Consider the following 15,402-nt stretch of genomic DNA (forward strand, 5'->3'; position numbering starts at 1 on the left):
GCCTCCTGTGATGCGACTCTCTCGGGAGGTCAGGCAAAGGCCGGCCGGCGGGGAAGCCAGCCGCCTTCACGAATCACCGGACGGCCGGTGACGTCGTGGTTGTAGAGGTAGAGCCAGGCGGGGCCGAAGGCGGTGGCATGAATGGCGCGGTCGTACATGCCCGATGCCGGAGCGCGCACGCGATAGTCCTCCAGGCGGTCGAGACCGGCAAAGGTCCGGGCGTCGACGCGATAGATCTCCACTTCCACGCCACACGAGGACTCGGCCTTGGCGCCCGGGCAGTGCCCCAGGTCGTAGAGCGTCGCACTGGTGAGGCGATCGCGACCGACGAAGGTGGCGCCTTCCAGCCAGTGGTGATTGCGCAGGCCGCGCTTCAGGGTGCCGTAGACGGCCACCAGGGGCGTTCGGGTAATGGCGAGGGCGGGGCTATGCATGGGCGTTTCGTGTGACTCGAGAAGACAGGTTCCGACCGGACGCGGCCGGCCGGAGAATTCACTTCAAGCCCAGATTATCGGGGCCGAAGGCATCCGGCAGCAACTCGTCCATGGTGTAGCGCCGGAGCAGGGTGCCGTCGGCATCGACCACATGAATGCGAGTTTCGCCGGTGGCGAATTCGCGGATGCGCTGGCGGCAGTCGCCACAGGGTGTGCAGAGGTGTTGGCCCGGCCCGATCACGTAGACCTCGCGCAGGCGCCGCTCCCCGGCGCTGGCCATGGCGGCGATGGCCGAGGCCTCGGCGCACAGCCCCTTGTAGTGGGCGACTTCGACGTTGGCGCCGCTGTAGCGAGTACCGCTCTCGCTGATCACCAGGGCGCCGACGGGGTGCCGGGAGTAGGGCGCGTAGGCGCGATCGCGCACCGCGACCAGTTCAGTGAGGAGCTCGGTGTCCAGGTCGGTGCTCATGCGCCACCTCCGGCATCGTCGCGAAGCACGCTGTCCAGGGCGATGCGCATCATGTCGTCGAAGGTGGTGGCGCGCTCGTCACTGGATAGCGAGTCGCCCTTGACGATGTGGTCCGAGACCGTGCAGATGGTCGCGGCCCGGGCGCCGAACTCGGCGGCCACGCCGTACAGGCCGGCGGCTTCCATCTCTACGCCGACGATACCGTAACGGCGCATCATCTCGACCATCTCGGGGCGCGGGTCGTAGAAGAGATCGGCGGAGAAGATGTTGCCGACCTTGACCGGCACGCCGTGTTCGCGGGCGACATCCGCGGCATGACGGGTCAGCTCGAAGTCGGCGATGGCACCGAGGTCGTTGCCCAGAAAACGGGTGCGGTTGACGCCGGAATCGGTGCTCGCGCCCATGCCGATCACCACGTCGCGTACTGCCACGTCGTCGCGCACCGCGCCGCAGGAGCCGACCCGGATCAAGCGATTGACGTCGAACTCGGTGATCAGTTCCTTGGCGTAGATCGATACCGAGGGAATGCCCATGCCATGGCCCATCACCGAGATCTCGCGACCCTGGTAGGTGCCGGTGTAGCCGTACATGTTGCGGACCTCGTTGACGAGCCGTGCATCGTCGAGAAAGGTCTCGGCGATGTATTTCGCGCGCAGCGGGTCGCCGGGCATCAGCACGGTATCGGCGAAATCACCGCGTTCGGCTTTGATATGGGGGGTCGCCATCATGTGTCTCCTTTTGGGGAACCAGCCGGGAGAAAGCTTTCACCGTCGTCCATGGGCGGCAGGTCGAAATGACGGGCCAGGCTCTGGCCGATGTCGGCGAAGCTGTTGCGTGCGCCGAGCGAGCCGGGAGCGAGCCCGGCGCCGAGGGCAAGAACCGGGATATGCTCGCGGGTATGGTCGGTGCCGTGCCAGGTTGGATCGCAGCCGTGGTCGGCGGTAATGATCAAGAGATCGTCGTCGTCGAGGCGTTCGAGCAGCTCGGGCAGGCGAGCATCGAAGGCCTCGAGGGCGGCGGCGTAGCCGGCCACGTCGCGCCGGTGACCGTAGACCATGTCGAAGTCGACGAAGTTGGTCATGATCAGGGTGCGCTCGCCGTCGGTGGCCATGGCATCCAGGGTGGCGTCGAACAGGGCGTCGTGGCCGCTGGCCTTGAGCGTGCGCGAGATGCCGCAGTGGGCGTAGATGTCGGCGATCTTGCCGATGGCGGTCACCTGACCGCCCGCATCGCAGAGACGTTGCAGCACGGTGGGCGAGGGCGGCTCGACACTGTAGTCGCGGCGGTTGGCGGTACGCTGGAAGGTTGCGGCATCGTTGCCGTTGAAGGGGCGGGCGATGACCCGGCCGATGTTGTAGGGCTCGAGCAGCCGACGGGCGATCTCGCAGAGGCGATAGAGCCGTTCGAGGCCGAAGGTGTCCTCGTGGGCGGCGATCTGGAAGACCGAGTCCGCCGAGGTGTAGACGATCGGCTTGCCGCTTTGCACATGCGCCTCGCCCAGCCGGGCGATGATCTCGGTGCCGGAGGCGTGGCAATCGCCCAGCACGCCGGGCAGTTCGGCCTCGCGGATAAGAGCATCCAGCAGATCGGCGGGGAAGCTGTTTTCCGGCTCGCTGAAGTAGCCCCAGTCGAAGCGCACCGGTACGCCGGCGATTTCCCAGTGGCCGGACGGCGTATCCTTACCGGAGGAGATCTCCCGGGCGTGGCCGTAGGCACCTGCGATCGACTTGGAGGGGACGACACCCTCGGCCCAGGCCCCGGTGCTTTCGCGGTGAGCATGGAAGAGGCCGAGTCGGCCGAGATTGGGGAGCTGCAAGGGACCGCGCTCGGCGGATGCGGCGCAGGCCGCGGCGATATGGCCGAGGGTGTCGGCACCGGCGTCGCCGAAGCGTTCGGCGTCGGGCGCGGCGCCGATGCCGAAGGAGTCGAGGACGAGCACGATGGCGCGTGTCATGGAGCCTCCCGGCGAATGATGTCGCGAATCAGGGTGGGGGATGTGGTGGCCTCACCGATCTCGATGGCCTCGAGCAACTGGCGCTCGGCCTGATCGGCCTCGGCAGGGCTGCGGGCATGCAGGGTGGCGAACGGTTGACCGGCGTCGAGTTTGGTGCCGAGTTCGGCGATATCGGACAGGCCTACCGCAGGATCGATGGTCTCGCCTGCCTGGCGACGGCCGCCACCGAGCTCGACCACGGTCATGCCCAGTGCCCGGGTATCCATGCCGCGCAGGTGACCGGCGCGCGGCGCAAGTACCAGACGCCTCACCGGCGCGGAGGGCAGGTGACGATCCGGGGCCTCGAGCAGGTTGGCGGGACCACCGAGGCCTGCCACCATGCGTCCGAAGCGCTCGGCGGCTTCGCCCGAGGCGAGTCGTTCGTCGAGCTTGCCCAGTGCCGCAGTCCGGTCGGTGGCCAGGCCGCCGGCCAGCAGCATTTCCGCCGCCAGGCCACGGGTCACCTCGAGCAGGCGGCCGTCACGGCGTGCGCCGGTGAGCACGGCCAGCGCTTCGCGCACTTCCAGGGCATTGCCGGCGCAGGGCGCCAGGGGCTGGCTCATGTCGGTGAGCAGGGCGGTGGTCGGGGTTCCGGCGCGACTGGCGACCTCGGCGATGGTCTCGGCCAGTTCCCGCGACGCCTCCGGCGTGGGCATGAAGGCACCGCTGCCGACCTTGACGTCCATCACCAGGGCATCGAGTCCGCAGGCGAGCTTCTTGCCGAGAATGGACGAGACGATCAGCGGCAACGATTCTACCGTGGCGGTGACGTCGCGAACCGCATAGAGGCGCCTGTCGGCCGGGGCGAGGTCGGCGGTCTGGCCGATGATGGCCACCCCGACGTCCTTGACCAGACGGCGGAAGGTGGCGGTGTCGGGGACGACCGAATAGCCGGGGATCGACTCCAGCTTGTCCAGGGTACCGCCGGTGTGGCCGAGGCCCCGACCGGAGATCATCGGCACATGACCGCCGCAGGCGGCGATCCAGGGACCGAGGATCAATGACACCACGTCTCCCACGCCACCGGTGGAGTGCTTGTCGATGACCGGACCGGGCAGGTCGAGTGCCGTCCAGTCGAGCACGTCGCCGGAGTCGCGGACTGCCTCGGTCAACGCCACCGTTTCGGTGGCGTCCATGCCGTTGAGGAAGATGGCCATGGCCAGCGCCCCGATCTGGGCATCGCCGAGGCCGTCATCGGCGATGCCGGCGACGAGATCGCCGATGGTCGCCGCATCCAGCGCCTCGCCATCGCGTTTGGCGCGGATGGCCTCCTGGGGCAGCATCAGTAGTCCTCCTCGATATCGGTGCCTCCCATCATGCCAAGGGTCTCGAGAAGGTTGTCCAGCAGGCCGGAGGCGCCGAAGCGGAAATGTTGCGGTGTGATCCAGCTGGCCCCCATCAGGCGCTCGGCCAGTTCGAGATAGGCCCGGGCATCTTCGGCGGTACGCACGCCGCCGGCGGCCTTGAAGCCGATGTCGCCGCCGTTGTCGCGGATCACCTCGAGCATGATCTCGGCGGCTTCCAGGGTGGCATTGACGGCAACCTTGCCGGTGGAGGTCTTGAGGAAATCGGCGCCGCCATCGATGGCCAGCTCCGATGCGCGACGGATCAAGGCCGGATCCTTCAGCTCGCCGGTCTCCAGTATGACCTTGAGGGTCTTGCCGCCGGCGGCGGCCTTGCACATCTCGACCAGCTCGCGGCCGGTGTCTTCGTCGCCTTCCTGCAGCGCGCGATAGGGGAAGACCACATCGACTTCATCGGCGCCCGAGGCAACGGCCTCGCGGGTCTCGCGGGCGGCATGCATGATATCGGCGTTGCCATGGGGGAAGTTGGTGACCGTGGCGATGCGGATGGTGTCGTTCAGGCGATGGGCGGTCAGGGCGCGCCGAGCCGGCACGATGAAGCGTGGGTAGATGCAGATCGCCGCCGGATGGCCGGCCGGTGTCTTGGCGCGCTGGCAGAGCGCTTCGATGCGCTCGTCGGTGTCGTCGTCGTTCAGGCTGGTGAGGTCCATCAGGGCCAGTGCCTGACGGGCGGTCCGGGTAAGGTCGTTCATGGCGTGCTCTCGTTGATGCATGAAGGAAACACTGCGGGATGCCGTCGCTGCGTGACACCCGGCTCAGTGCGTCCTGAGGGGGCGCGATGGCCCCCTGAAGATTATGGCTCAAGCGCCCAGGGCGATGAAAAAGCCGGCGAGTGTGGCAGACATCAGGTTGGAGAGGGTACCAGCCAGTACGGCCCGGATGCCGAAACGGGCGATGTCGTGACGACGGCTGGGCGCGATACTGCCCAGGCCACCCAGCAGGATGGCGATGGACGAGAGGTTGGCAAAGCCGCACAGGGCGAACGACAGGACCGCCTTGGTATGAGTGGTCATGGCCTCGCCGGTGGCGGCGACGACTTCCTCGCCACTGATATAGGGCGCGAGGTTGATATAGGCCACGAACTCGTTGACCACCAGCTTCTGGCCAATGAAGGAGCCGGCCAGCGTGGCCTCGGACCAGGGAATGCCGAGCAGGAAGGCCAGGGGCGCGAACAGCCAGCCGAGGATCTGCTCCAGGCTGAGCGCTTCCATGCCGAACCAGCCGCCGACGCCGCCGAGGATGCCATTGATCAGTGCGATCAGGCCGATGAAGGCGAGCAGCATGGCGCCGACGTTGGCTGCCAGGCGCAGGCCGGAGGAGGCGCCGGACGCGGCGGCGTCGAGCACATTGGAGGGATGGTCCTCTTCTTCCTCGAGACGCTCTTCGGCCGCCGAGACGCTGTCTTCGGGCGTCTCGGTCTCGGGCATGATCAGCTTGGCGAACAGCAGCCCGCCGGGCGCGGCCATGAAGGAAGCGGCCACCAGGTACTCCATGGGGATGCCCAGAGCAGCGTAGCCGGCCAGGACCGAGCCGGCCACGGATGCCAGGCCGCCGCACATTACCGCGAAGAGTTGCGACTGGGTCATGCGGTTGATGAAGGGGCGCACGACCAGCGGCGCCTCGGTCTGGCCGACGAAGATGTTGGCGGTGGCCGAGAGCGACTCGGTGCGCGAGGTGCCGAGCGCTTTCTGCAGGGCGCCGCCGAGCAGGCGGATGATCCACTGCATGATGCCCAGGTAGTAGAGCACGGCAGTCAGCGAGGAGAAGAAGATGATGACCGGCAGTACCTTGATGGCGAAGACGAAGCCGGTGTCCTCGACGTTGGCCAGGCCGCCGAACAGGAAGTCGATGCCATCGTTGGCATAGTTCACCACCTGGCTGACGGCCTCGGAGACGGTGGCGAGCACTGCCTGGCCGAAGGGCACATAGAGCACGAAGGCTCCCAGGCAGGCCTGGATGGCGAAGGCGCCGATCACGGTGCGCAGGCGGATCGCACGGCGATTGGTGGAGAACAGCAGGGCGATGACGACCAGGGTCGCCATTCCGACGAGACTCATGATCAAGGTCATGGCAATGTCCTTGTGGTCGATGGCATGGGGGCGCTCATATTACGGCGACTTAAAGGAAGTTGTACTTCAGGGTGTAGATCATCGCGTTCTGGTAATGATCGGCGGTGCCCAGCTTGTTGTTGGAGTAGCGATACTGAACGCCGGTGGTGATCTCTTCGATCGGGTGCCACCACAAGGCTACGGCGCCATTGGTGCCGGTGCTGCCGGCCGGACCATTGACGTAATTCTGCTGCAGATAGTCGTCATCGCGATCGAAGGTCTGCTCGTGCCAGTTGCTCAGGCTGAAGTTCTCGCCGAAGGCCTGGAAATCGTAACCCAGTACCCACCCGAGCATATAGCCGTTTTCGCCGCTGTAGGAATTGGCGTCGCTTTCGACCCAGGCCTTGCCGAGAAAGGGCTTGAACCACAGGCCGTTGTCGAAGGTGTGACGGTAGCCGAAGCCCACGATGCGGTCCTGTTCCTTGCTGTCGAACCCATGATCGCGGAAATCGTAGACATGGAAGTACAGCGAGAAGGGCGTGTCGCCAAGATAGATATGGGACGTGACCTTGCCGGCGGCTCGGCGATTGTCCCGGGTATCGTCTTCGAGGGTGTCGTTGTGGGGGTTCTCGAAATCGTAGAAGCCGTAGAATTCTCCCCAGTCGAAGCCGACGCCGCCTTCGAGTTCCAGGTAGAAGAAATCGCCCTTGGCGGCATTGCTGGCGGTGCGCTGTTCCGTGCCGTCGGACCAGTCAAGATAGTTGACGGAGACGTTGGCGAACGACCACAGCGGCGAGAGCCCCGATCCGGCATCATCACCGTTGGCGCTGGCAGGCAGGGCGGTGGCGGCAAGCAGCAGGCCGGTCAGGGGAACGAGACGCGGGAATGAGACGAAGGTCGGCATATGTCGGCTTCCTTTGGAGTTGTTGTCGTGTGATGCGTCGGGCAAGTAAGGACGGTCGGACCATCACGGACGTCAATGCATGGTTCCGGGCTGGCCGGATGGAGGTGAACGCTGGGCGTCGTGTTTGTTATTTGGGTAACATCGTGATGTTATTTTAATCACATCAAGGATCGCAACCCCAATGATCAACGGCGTGTACACGGCGTGAAAGGACGCTTCGATGACGGCGATGTCGGGAGTTCCGGGATAACAAGAGGTGGCTGAGTGAACGAACGCAGTACGATAAGGCTGAGACGGCTTCAGGCGTCGCTGGCACAGGGGGGGAGTCTGCGCCTGGCCGAAGCGGCGATGCTTTGCGGTGTCTCGGAGATGACCATTCGCCGTGACCTGGCGGCATCCGACGGCGCCCTGGTGCTGGTCGGCGGGTTGCTGATGCTTGCCGATGACCCACGTCACGCACCGGCGTATGACCTGGCCGTGCAGCGAGACCGCCATGCCCAGGTCAAGCGACGGCTCTGCGAACGGGCCATCGCGACCCTGGAAGAGGGTGACACCCTGTTCATCGACTGCGGGACGACACTGATGCCGCTGGCAGCCGGCCTGCCGTCCGACCTGTCGCTGACGGTGGTCACCTACGCCTTGAACGTGGCCGATGCCGTGAGCGCTCGTCCCGGCGTTCGGTTGTGGCTGCTGGGTGGTCTCTATCAGTCATCCTCGCGTTCCTTCGATGGTGACGACATGACGGCGACCATCGCGCGCCTGGGGATCAACAAGGCCTTTCTCTCGGCGGCGGGTGTGCACCCCGAAAAGGGCTTGAGCTGTTTCCATTTTCATGAGGTGGCGCCCAAGCAGGCCGCCATCGCCTCGGCGGAACATCGCGTGCTGGTGGTCGACCCGAGCAAGCGTGGCCTGGTTCGGCCGGCGCGCTTTGCAGGACTCGACGAGATCGACGAGGTCATCACCGAGGAGGCGAGTGTCGAGGTGTGATCGCGTGCGACAACCTGCGGCAAATCGCCTCTTCCCATTCTGACCTCGGACCCTCAGAATACGGGCCTCACGGCCGGAGCCTCCCGCCCGGCGATGTCGCAGCGAGTCGTCGCCGCGGGCTGCGTGCCGTGATTGTGCCCGAAGTACTCTCCACGACGGTCGCGCGTAGAGCTCCCCGCCAGAGCCTGCCAGCGACCCGCGCCGGAGAGCGCTTCGGCGCGTGCACCACCCGCTGACGTCAAGCGGGAATGCGTTCGCCGCCAAGCCCTGACGAGGTTGAAACATGAGAAGAAACCCCACCCTGCGCATGCTCGGCGTCTTGCTGCTGCTATCGCTGCCACTGCTGTTGGCGGGCTGCAGTTCGGCGCTGCTGGATCCCAAGGGACAGGTAGGTGAGGAGCAACGTACCCTCATCCTGACATCCTTGGCCCTGATGCAGATCGTCGTCATTCCGGTCATCGTGATGACGCTGCTGTTCGCCTGGCGTTATCGCCGCAGCAATCGGGATGCCACCTACACTCCCGACTGGTCCCACTCCAACAAGATCGAGGCCGTGGTCTGGTTCATTCCCATGGTCATCATCGTCTTCCTGGCGATCCTGACCTGGTACACCTCGCACAGTCTTGATCCGCACAAGTCCATCGAGCCGACCGAGAACCAGCAGGAGCCGATGGAAATCCAGGCGGTCTCGCTGGATTGGAAATGGTTGTTCATCTATCCGGAGCAGGGCATCGCCACCGTCAATGAACTGGCCTTCCCCGAGGACACCCCGGTGCGTTTCCGGGTCACCTCCGGTTCGGTGATGAACGCCTTCTTCATCCCGCGTCTGGGCAGCCAGATCTATGCCATGGCCGGCATGGACAACGACGTTCATTTGATCGCCGATGATCCGGGCGTCTATCCCGGTCGCTCCACCAACTACAGCGGTGCGGGCTTCTCGGAAATGACCTTCGACGCCCATGTGGGATCTCGGCAGGAGTTCGATGCCTGGGTCGAGCAGGTGCGTGAATCCTCCAAGTCCCTGACCTTCCCCGAGGAATACTATGCGCTGGCCGCGCCCAGCGAGGACAACGAGATCCAGTATTTCTCCGAGGTATCCCCGTCTCTCTACGAGAGCATCATCAAGAGCTTCCTGGCTGGCGGTGACCACGAGGAACGTATGACTGCATTCGCCGACCGCTACGCCGCAGGTTTCGGTCACGGTGCGGCCCACGATGACGACGGTCACGGCGAATCGACCGGCTCTCACGGCGAGTCCATGAGCTCGGAGGCAGCGGAGTAAATTATGTTCGGAAAACTCAGTCTAGAGGCGATCCCGACGCACGACCCCATCATCATGACGACCATCACGGCTATCGTCATCGGTGGACTCGCGCTGGTGGCCGCCATCACCTACTTCAAGAAGTGGGGCTACCTGTGGAGCGAATGGATTACCTCCATCGACCATAAGAAGCTCGGCATCATGTATTTCCTCGTGGCACTGGTGATGCTGCTGCGCGGCTTCGCCGATGCCATCATGATGCGCTCCCAGCTGGCCATGGCGTCGGCCGGCGCCGAGGGCTTCCTGCCGCCCTCGCACTATGATCAGATCTTCACCGCCCACGGCGTGATCATGATCTTCTTCGTGGCCATGCCCATGGTCATCGGCCTGATGAACCTGGTGGTGCCGCTGCAGATCGGCGCGCGTGACGTGGCCTTCCCGTTCCTGAACAACCTGAGCTTCTGGCTGTTCGTGGCGGGCGTGGTCCTGGTTAACGTGTCGCTCTTCGCCGGCGAGTTCGCCAAGACTGGCTGGCTGGCCTATGCGCCATTATCGGGGCTCGATTACAGTCCAGGGGTCGGGGTGGATTACTGGATATGGGCGTTGCAGATATCGGGTATCGGCACGACCCTGACCGGTATCAACTTCTTCGTCACTATCCTGAAGATGCGCACCAAGGGCATGACCCTGTTCCGCATGCCCATCTTCACCTGGACCTCGCTGTGCGCGAACGTCCTGATCATCGCTTCTTTCCCGATCCTGACCGCGACCATCGCGTTGCTGACACTCGATCGTTACCTGGGGATGCACTTCTTCACGAACGATTTCGGCGGCAACATGATGATGTACGTCAACCTCATCTGGGCTTGGGGCCATCCCGAGGTTTACATCCTCATCCTGCCGGCGTTCGGTGTCTTCTCCGAGGTTATCTCGACTTTCGCGCGCAAGCGTCTGTTCGGGTACGGCACGATGGTCTGGGCCACGGTGGCGATCACTATCCTGTCGTTCATCGTCTGGCTGCACCACTTCTTCACCATGGGGGCGGGTGCCAACGTCAATGCCTTCTTCGGCATCATGACGATGATCATCGCCATTCCAACCGGGGTGAAGATCTTCAACTGGTTGTTCACCATGTTCCGCGGCCGTCTCGAGTTCACCTCGCCGGTACTGTGGACCCTGGGCTTCATCATTACCTTCACCCTGGGTGGCATGACCGGCGTGATGCTGGCGGTGCCGGCGGCCAACTTCGTGCTGCACAACAGCCTGTTCGTCATTGCCCACTTCCACAACGTCATCATCGGCGGCGTGGTGTTCGGCATGCTGGCGGGTCTGACCTTCTGGTTCCCGAAGGCCTTCGGCTTCACCCTCGACGAGAAGTGGGGTAAGCGCTCCTTCTGGTGCTGGATCATCGGCTTTTACATGGCCTTCATGCCGCTGTACGTGCTGGCCTTCTTCGGTGCCGTGCGTCGCATGCAGTCCTATGAAAACGGCGACTGGCAGCCGCTGATGATCGTGGCCTGGGTCGGTGCGCTGATCATCGCCGCCGGTATCGCCTGCACGGTGATCCAGTTCATCGTCAGCATCCGTGATCGCAAGAAGAATCAGGATGTCACCGGTGATCCCTGGGGCGGTCGGACGCTGGAGTGGTCCACTTCCTCGCCGGCGCCGTTCTATAACTTCGCGCACCTACCCGAAGTGAACGACATCGATGGCTTCTGGGACCAGAAACAGCGCAATGGTGGCGAGGCGCCGCTCTCCAAGCCGCCGTACCAGGACATCCATATGCCCAAGAACACCTGGGAAGGACCGATCATCGCGCTGTTCGCGACGGTCGCCGGCTTTGCCCTGGTGTGGCACATCTGGTGGCTGGCCATCGTCGGTGGCGTCGCAACGTTCGCGACCTTCATGGCGCGGGTCTTCAGGGAGGACGTCGATTATTACGTCCCTGCCGCCGAAGTGGAGCGCATCGAGCGTGAGCACCAACAACGTGTGGAGATGCAGGCGTAATCATGGCAACCGACACTCTAAGCAACCACGAGGGTCATGCCCACGGGCATGACCACCACGACGATCATCACGATACGGCGGGCACCAAGGTCTTCGGCTTCTGGGTCTACCTGATGAGCGACCTGGTGATCTTCGGGTCACTGTTTGCCACCTATGCCGTGCTCCTCCGGGGCACGGCCGGGGGCCCGTCGGGCGCGGATATCTTCGAACTTCCGCTGATCCTGATCAGTACCTTCCTGCTGCTGGTGAGTAGTTTCACCTATGGCATGGCGGTGCTGGCGATGAATGCCGACCGGGTCAACCAGGTCAAGGCCTGGCTGGCCGTCACCTTCCTGCTCGGGGCAGGCTTCATCGGGCTGGAGCTGTATGAGTTCCAGCACCTGATCCACCTCGGCTTTGGACCGGATCGCAGTGCCTTCCTGTCGGCGTTCTTCACGCTGGTGGGGACCCACGGCCTGCACGTGATCTTCGGTCTGATCTGGATCCTGGTGATGCTGGTCCAGCTGCAGCAGAAGGGCCTGACCGAGATGACGCGGCCGCGGATCATGTGCCTGAGCCTGTTCTGGCACTTCCTGGATATCGTCTGGATCTGCGTCTTTTCCTTCGTCTATCTGATGGGAGTCCTTTGATATGAGCGGACACGCCTCTCACGAAGAGCACAGTCACGGTAGCGTCAAGTCCTACGTTGTGGGGCTGATCCTGTCCATCGTATTGACCATCATTCCCTTCGGGGTCGTGATGACCGGCTCCTTCGGTACGCCTGCCACGGTGCTGATCATCGTGGCCACGGCGGTGGCGCAGGTGCTGGTGCAGTTGATCCTGTTCATGCACATGAACACCAAGGCGGACGAAGGCTGGAACTTCATGTCGTTCGTGTTCACCGTGTCGATCCTGGTCCTGGTCATCGGAGGTTCGCTGTGGATCATGCATCATCTGCATCTCAACATGATGATCGGTTGACCCCGGCGGCCAGGATGCGAAAGGACTATCTCACCATCACCAAGCCGGGCATCATCGGCGGCAACGTGATCGCGGTACTGGGCGGCTTTTTCCTGGCCGCCCGGGGCGATGTCGATCCCTGGTTGCTGATCGCCACGGTGGTCGGCCTGGCATTGGTGATCGCCTCCGGGTGCGCGTTCAACAACGTCATCGATCGCGATATCGATGCGATGATGGAACGCACTCGAACACGCCCCCTGGTACAGGGACGTGTTACTCCTGCCGCGACCCTGCGTTTCGCGACCTTGCTCGGGATCGCGGGGTTCGCCCTGCTGGCACTGTTCACCAACTGGGTGACGGTGGGGCTCGCGGCATTCGGTTTTGCGATCTATGTCGGGGTCTACAGCCTCTACATGAAGCGTCAATCGGAGTACGGCACCCTGGTGGGCAGCCTCTCCGGCGCCATGCCGCCGGTGGTGGGGTACTGCGCCGTGACCGGGCATTTCGACACCGGTGCGCTGACACTGCTGGTGATCTTCTGCCTGTGGCAGATGCCGCATTCCTATGCCATCGCCATCTTTCGGTTGAAGGATTACCAGGCGGCCCGGATTCCGGTATTGCCGGTGGTCAGGGGTATCAGGACCGCCAAGCACTATATCCTCGGCTATATCCTGGCCTTCGTCCTCGCTTCCCTGGCGTTGAGCGTGGCGGGATATGCGGGCCCGGGCTATTTCATCGTTGCCCTGGTGATGGGGATCTACTGGCTGTATCTCGCCATGCAGGGCTATCGCGTGCATGACGAGGAACGCTGGGCGAAGCGCGTCTTTGCCTTCTCGATCATCACCATCACGGCCCTGAGCCTGATGATGTCGGTGGACGCCAGTCTGCCGCCGGCGACCCCCCTGTGGACCGCGCTTAACTGATCCTGCCTGTACATCCGGGGGCAAATCCCCCGGATTCCTGCCTATACTGCAAGTCGACAGAACCACGCAAAGGACCGACGGGCCAGTCCCGGTCCGTCTCCGGCAGGAGGTAGCGCTATGTTGACACATGTATGGGGTCTGCTCGCCCACCCGAATCGCGAGTGGAAACAGATCAAGGAAGAGCGCGAGACGCTCACCCACCTCTACGAACACCATGTCCTGTTGCTGGCGGCCATCCCGGTCGTCTGTTCCTACATCGGCACCACACAGGTCGGCTGGAGTCTGGGAGGCGGTACCACCATACAACTGAGTTATCTGGATGCCCTGGGGGCCGGGGTCGTCTTCTATCTGGTGATCCTGGCGGCGGTCTATGCGGTCGGCAAGGTCATCCGCTACATGGCCAAACGCTATACGAGTCCCCCGAGCCAGAGCCAGTGCATTGTCTTCGCCGGTTATGTCGCCACTCCGATGTTCCTGAGCGGCATCGTGGCGGTCTATCCGCTGATCTGGTTGTGCCTGCTGGCCGGTGTCATCGGCCTTTGCTACACCGCCTATCTGCTCTATCTCGGCATTCCCGGCTTCCTCAACATCAGCAAGGAGGAGGGGTTCATTGTCTCCAGCACGACTCTGGCCTTCGGCGTCCTGATCCTCGAGGCCCTGCTCGGGATGACGGTACTGTTGTGGGGGTATGGCGAGCGCATCATTCTGTCACTGCTGGGTTGATCGGACCCGGTTTCGCGAGTCCTGAAACACGAACGGGTGGCCAGGAGGCCGCCCGTTCGTGTTAGAGCATGACGCCCGGGGAGATCAGTCGTTCGGCTGATGCTCGACGTTCGTCAGGGCTCGCTCCAGTTGCTCGACGCTGCGCTCGACATTGTGCAGCTTGTCGAGGCCGAACAGGCCGATGCGAAAGGCCTGGAAGTCTTCACCCTCGTCGCACATCAAGGGGACACCGGCCGCAACCTGGACGCCGGCATCGGCGAACCTGGCGGCGATGCCGGCGTCGTCGGTATAGCTCACCACCACGCCGGGCGCCTCAAAGCCGGGTGCCGCGACACTCTTGAAGCCGTGCTCGGCGAGCATCTCGCGTACGCGGCGACCGAGCTCGAACTGCTCGTCGCGGACCTTGTCGAGGCCATAGGCCTCGGTCTCGGCCATGACATCGCGCAACTGGCGCAGCCCATCGGTCGGAAGGGTGGCGTGATAGGCATGGCCGCCCGCTTCGTAGGTCTCCATGATCGACAGCCACTTGCGCAAGTCGCAGGCAAAGCTCGAACTCGTCGTCTCGTCGATGATCTCCCGTGCCAGACGAGAGAGCATGACCATGCCGCAGCAGGGGGCGCCGCTCCAGCCCTTCTGCGGGGCACTGATCAGCACATCGACGCCGATATCCAGCATGTCGACCCAGGCGGTACCGGAGGCGATGCAGTCCAGCACGAACAGGCCGTTCTCTTCGTGGATCGCTTCGGCGATGCGCCGCATGTACTCGTCGGGCAGCATCATTCCCGAGGCGGTCTCGACGTGGGGCGCGAACACCAGGTCGGGTTGCTGGTCGTGGATCGCTTCGACTACGTCATCGATATCGGGCGGTGCGAAAGGGGAAGTCGGATCTTCGTCGTCCTGCCGCCGGGCCTTGCGTACGTTGAGCTCGGAGGGGATCCGGCCCATCTCGAGAATCTGGCTCCAACGGTAGCTGAACCAGCCATTGCGGATCACCAGGCAACGTCGATCGGTAGCGAACTGGCGGGCCACTGCCTCCATGCCGAAGGTGCCACTACCGGGGACGATGACCGCAGAGTGAGCGCGATAGACACGCTTCAGGGTAATGGAGATATCGCGCATCACCTCCTGGAAATTCTGCGACATGTGGTTGAGGGCGCGATCGGTGTAGACCACCGAGTATTCGAGCAGTCCATCGGGGTCGACATCGGGTAGCAAGCCGGCCATTAAAGTCTCCCTATGCTGGTACGGGCATTATGCATGGCTCAGAGGATATGCCGAATCTTTCTCTCGAGCCAGGGGGCGCGCCCCGAGGAAGGTGCGATCAGGTGTATAGACACTGCTCCCTGCTGC

16 protein-coding genes are annotated in these 15,402 nt (G+C 63.6%); 7 read left to right on the forward strand and 9 right to left on the reverse strand.

The annotated features are described in order from the left end of the window. Positions 1-29 precede the first annotated feature (29 nt). The 8 genes from LU493_RS02555 to LU493_RS02590 all read right to left on the reverse strand — a co-directional run bounded on the left by LU493_RS02555 (position 30) and on the right by LU493_RS02590 (position 7,212). Positions 30-434 carry a gamma-glutamylcyclotransferase family protein gene (locus LU493_RS02555; RefSeq protein WP_275286210.1) on the reverse strand — a complete coding sequence of 135 codons (405 nt, stop codon included), beginning with the start codon at positions 432-434 and terminating at the stop codon, positions 30-32. Between the two features lie 58 nt (positions 435-492). Then, positions 493-903, reverse strand: a complete 411-nt coding sequence (cdd, locus tag LU493_RS02560; protein ID WP_275286211.1) for a cytidine deaminase — start codon at positions 901-903, stop codon at positions 493-495. Next, entirely contained in the window at positions 900-1,628 is a 729-nt protein-coding gene (gene deoD, locus LU493_RS02565; RefSeq protein ID WP_275286212.1) for a purine-nucleoside phosphorylase, read from the reverse strand. Before deoD ends, cdd begins: the two co-directional genes overlap by 4 nt. Then, positions 1,628-2,857, reverse strand: coding sequence for a phosphopentomutase (locus LU493_RS02570; RefSeq protein ID WP_275286213.1), 1,230 nt, complete (start codon positions 2,855-2,857; stop codon positions 1,628-1,630). Before LU493_RS02570 ends, deoD begins: the two co-directional genes overlap by 1 nt. Continuing rightward, positions 2,854-4,179, reverse strand: coding sequence for a thymidine phosphorylase (deoA, locus tag LU493_RS02575; protein WP_275286214.1), 1,326 nt, complete (start codon positions 4,177-4,179; stop codon positions 2,854-2,856). Before deoA ends, LU493_RS02570 begins: the two co-directional genes overlap by 4 nt. After that, entirely contained in the window at positions 4,179-4,952 is a 774-nt protein-coding gene (gene deoC, locus LU493_RS02580) for a deoxyribose-phosphate aldolase (protein ID WP_275286215.1), read from the reverse strand. The genes deoA and deoC overlap by 1 nt, the downstream gene beginning before the upstream one ends. Before the next feature lie 108 nt (positions 4,953-5,060). Continuing rightward, positions 5,061-6,329, reverse strand: a complete 1,269-nt coding sequence (locus LU493_RS02585) for a NupC/NupG family nucleoside CNT transporter (protein ID WP_275286216.1) — start codon at positions 6,327-6,329, stop codon at positions 5,061-5,063. Between the two features lie 49 nt (positions 6,330-6,378). Beyond that, a complete protein-coding gene (locus LU493_RS02590) occupies positions 6,379-7,212 on the reverse strand; it encodes an outer membrane protein OmpK (RefSeq protein ID WP_275286217.1) in 834 nt (277 codons plus the stop codon). Positions 7,213-7,476: 264 nt separating this feature from the next. Between LU493_RS02590 and LU493_RS02595 the strand changes: the two genes are divergently transcribed. From LU493_RS02595 to LU493_RS02625, 7 genes are all read left to right on the forward strand, one after another. Then, positions 7,477-8,199: a DeoR/GlpR family DNA-binding transcription regulator gene (locus tag LU493_RS02595; RefSeq protein WP_275286218.1), complete on the forward strand. Its 723-nt coding sequence runs from the start codon at positions 7,477-7,479 to the stop codon at positions 8,197-8,199. A 283-nt stretch (positions 8,200-8,482) separates the two neighbouring features. Beyond that, positions 8,483-9,481 carry a ubiquinol oxidase subunit II gene (gene cyoA, locus LU493_RS02600; protein WP_275286219.1) on the forward strand — a complete coding sequence of 333 codons (999 nt, stop codon included), beginning with the start codon at positions 8,483-8,485 and terminating at the stop codon, positions 9,479-9,481. Between the two features lie 3 nt (positions 9,482-9,484). Then, positions 9,485-11,467, forward strand: coding sequence for a cytochrome o ubiquinol oxidase subunit I (gene cyoB / locus LU493_RS02605; RefSeq protein WP_275286220.1), 1,983 nt, complete (start codon positions 9,485-9,487; stop codon positions 11,465-11,467). Between the two features lie 2 nt (positions 11,468-11,469). Then, complete coding sequence (gene cyoC, locus LU493_RS02610; protein ID WP_275286221.1) at positions 11,470-12,096, forward strand: cytochrome o ubiquinol oxidase subunit III; 627 nt, start codon at positions 11,470-11,472, stop codon at positions 12,094-12,096. Between the two features lies 1 nt (position 12,097). Next, positions 12,098-12,427, forward strand: coding sequence for a cytochrome o ubiquinol oxidase subunit IV (gene cyoD / locus LU493_RS02615; protein ID WP_275286222.1), 330 nt, complete (start codon positions 12,098-12,100; stop codon positions 12,425-12,427). A 14-nt stretch (positions 12,428-12,441) separates the two neighbouring features. Next, positions 12,442-13,329 carry a heme o synthase gene (gene cyoE / locus LU493_RS02620; protein ID WP_275286223.1) on the forward strand — a complete coding sequence of 296 codons (888 nt, stop codon included), beginning with the start codon at positions 12,442-12,444 and terminating at the stop codon, positions 13,327-13,329. A gap of 117 nt (positions 13,330-13,446) precedes the next feature. Next, the gene (locus LU493_RS02625) at positions 13,447-14,052 is read left to right on the forward strand and encodes a Yip1 family protein (protein ID WP_275286224.1); all 606 of its coding nucleotides are present in this window, start codon (positions 13,447-13,449) and stop codon (positions 14,050-14,052) included. Positions 14,053-14,136: 84 nt separating this feature from the next. Here LU493_RS02625 and LU493_RS02630 read toward each other — a convergent pair whose 3' ends face one another. Then, positions 14,137-15,276 carry an aminotransferase class V-fold PLP-dependent enzyme gene (locus LU493_RS02630; protein ID WP_275286225.1) on the reverse strand — a complete coding sequence of 380 codons (1,140 nt, stop codon included), beginning with the start codon at positions 15,274-15,276 and terminating at the stop codon, positions 14,137-14,139. Positions 15,277-15,402: the final 126 nt, after the last annotated feature.

The organism is Halomonas elongata (assembly GCF_029081005.1).
In the GTDB taxonomy this organism is placed as follows: domain Bacteria; phylum Pseudomonadota; class Gammaproteobacteria; order Pseudomonadales; family Halomonadaceae; genus Halomonas; species Halomonas elongata_B.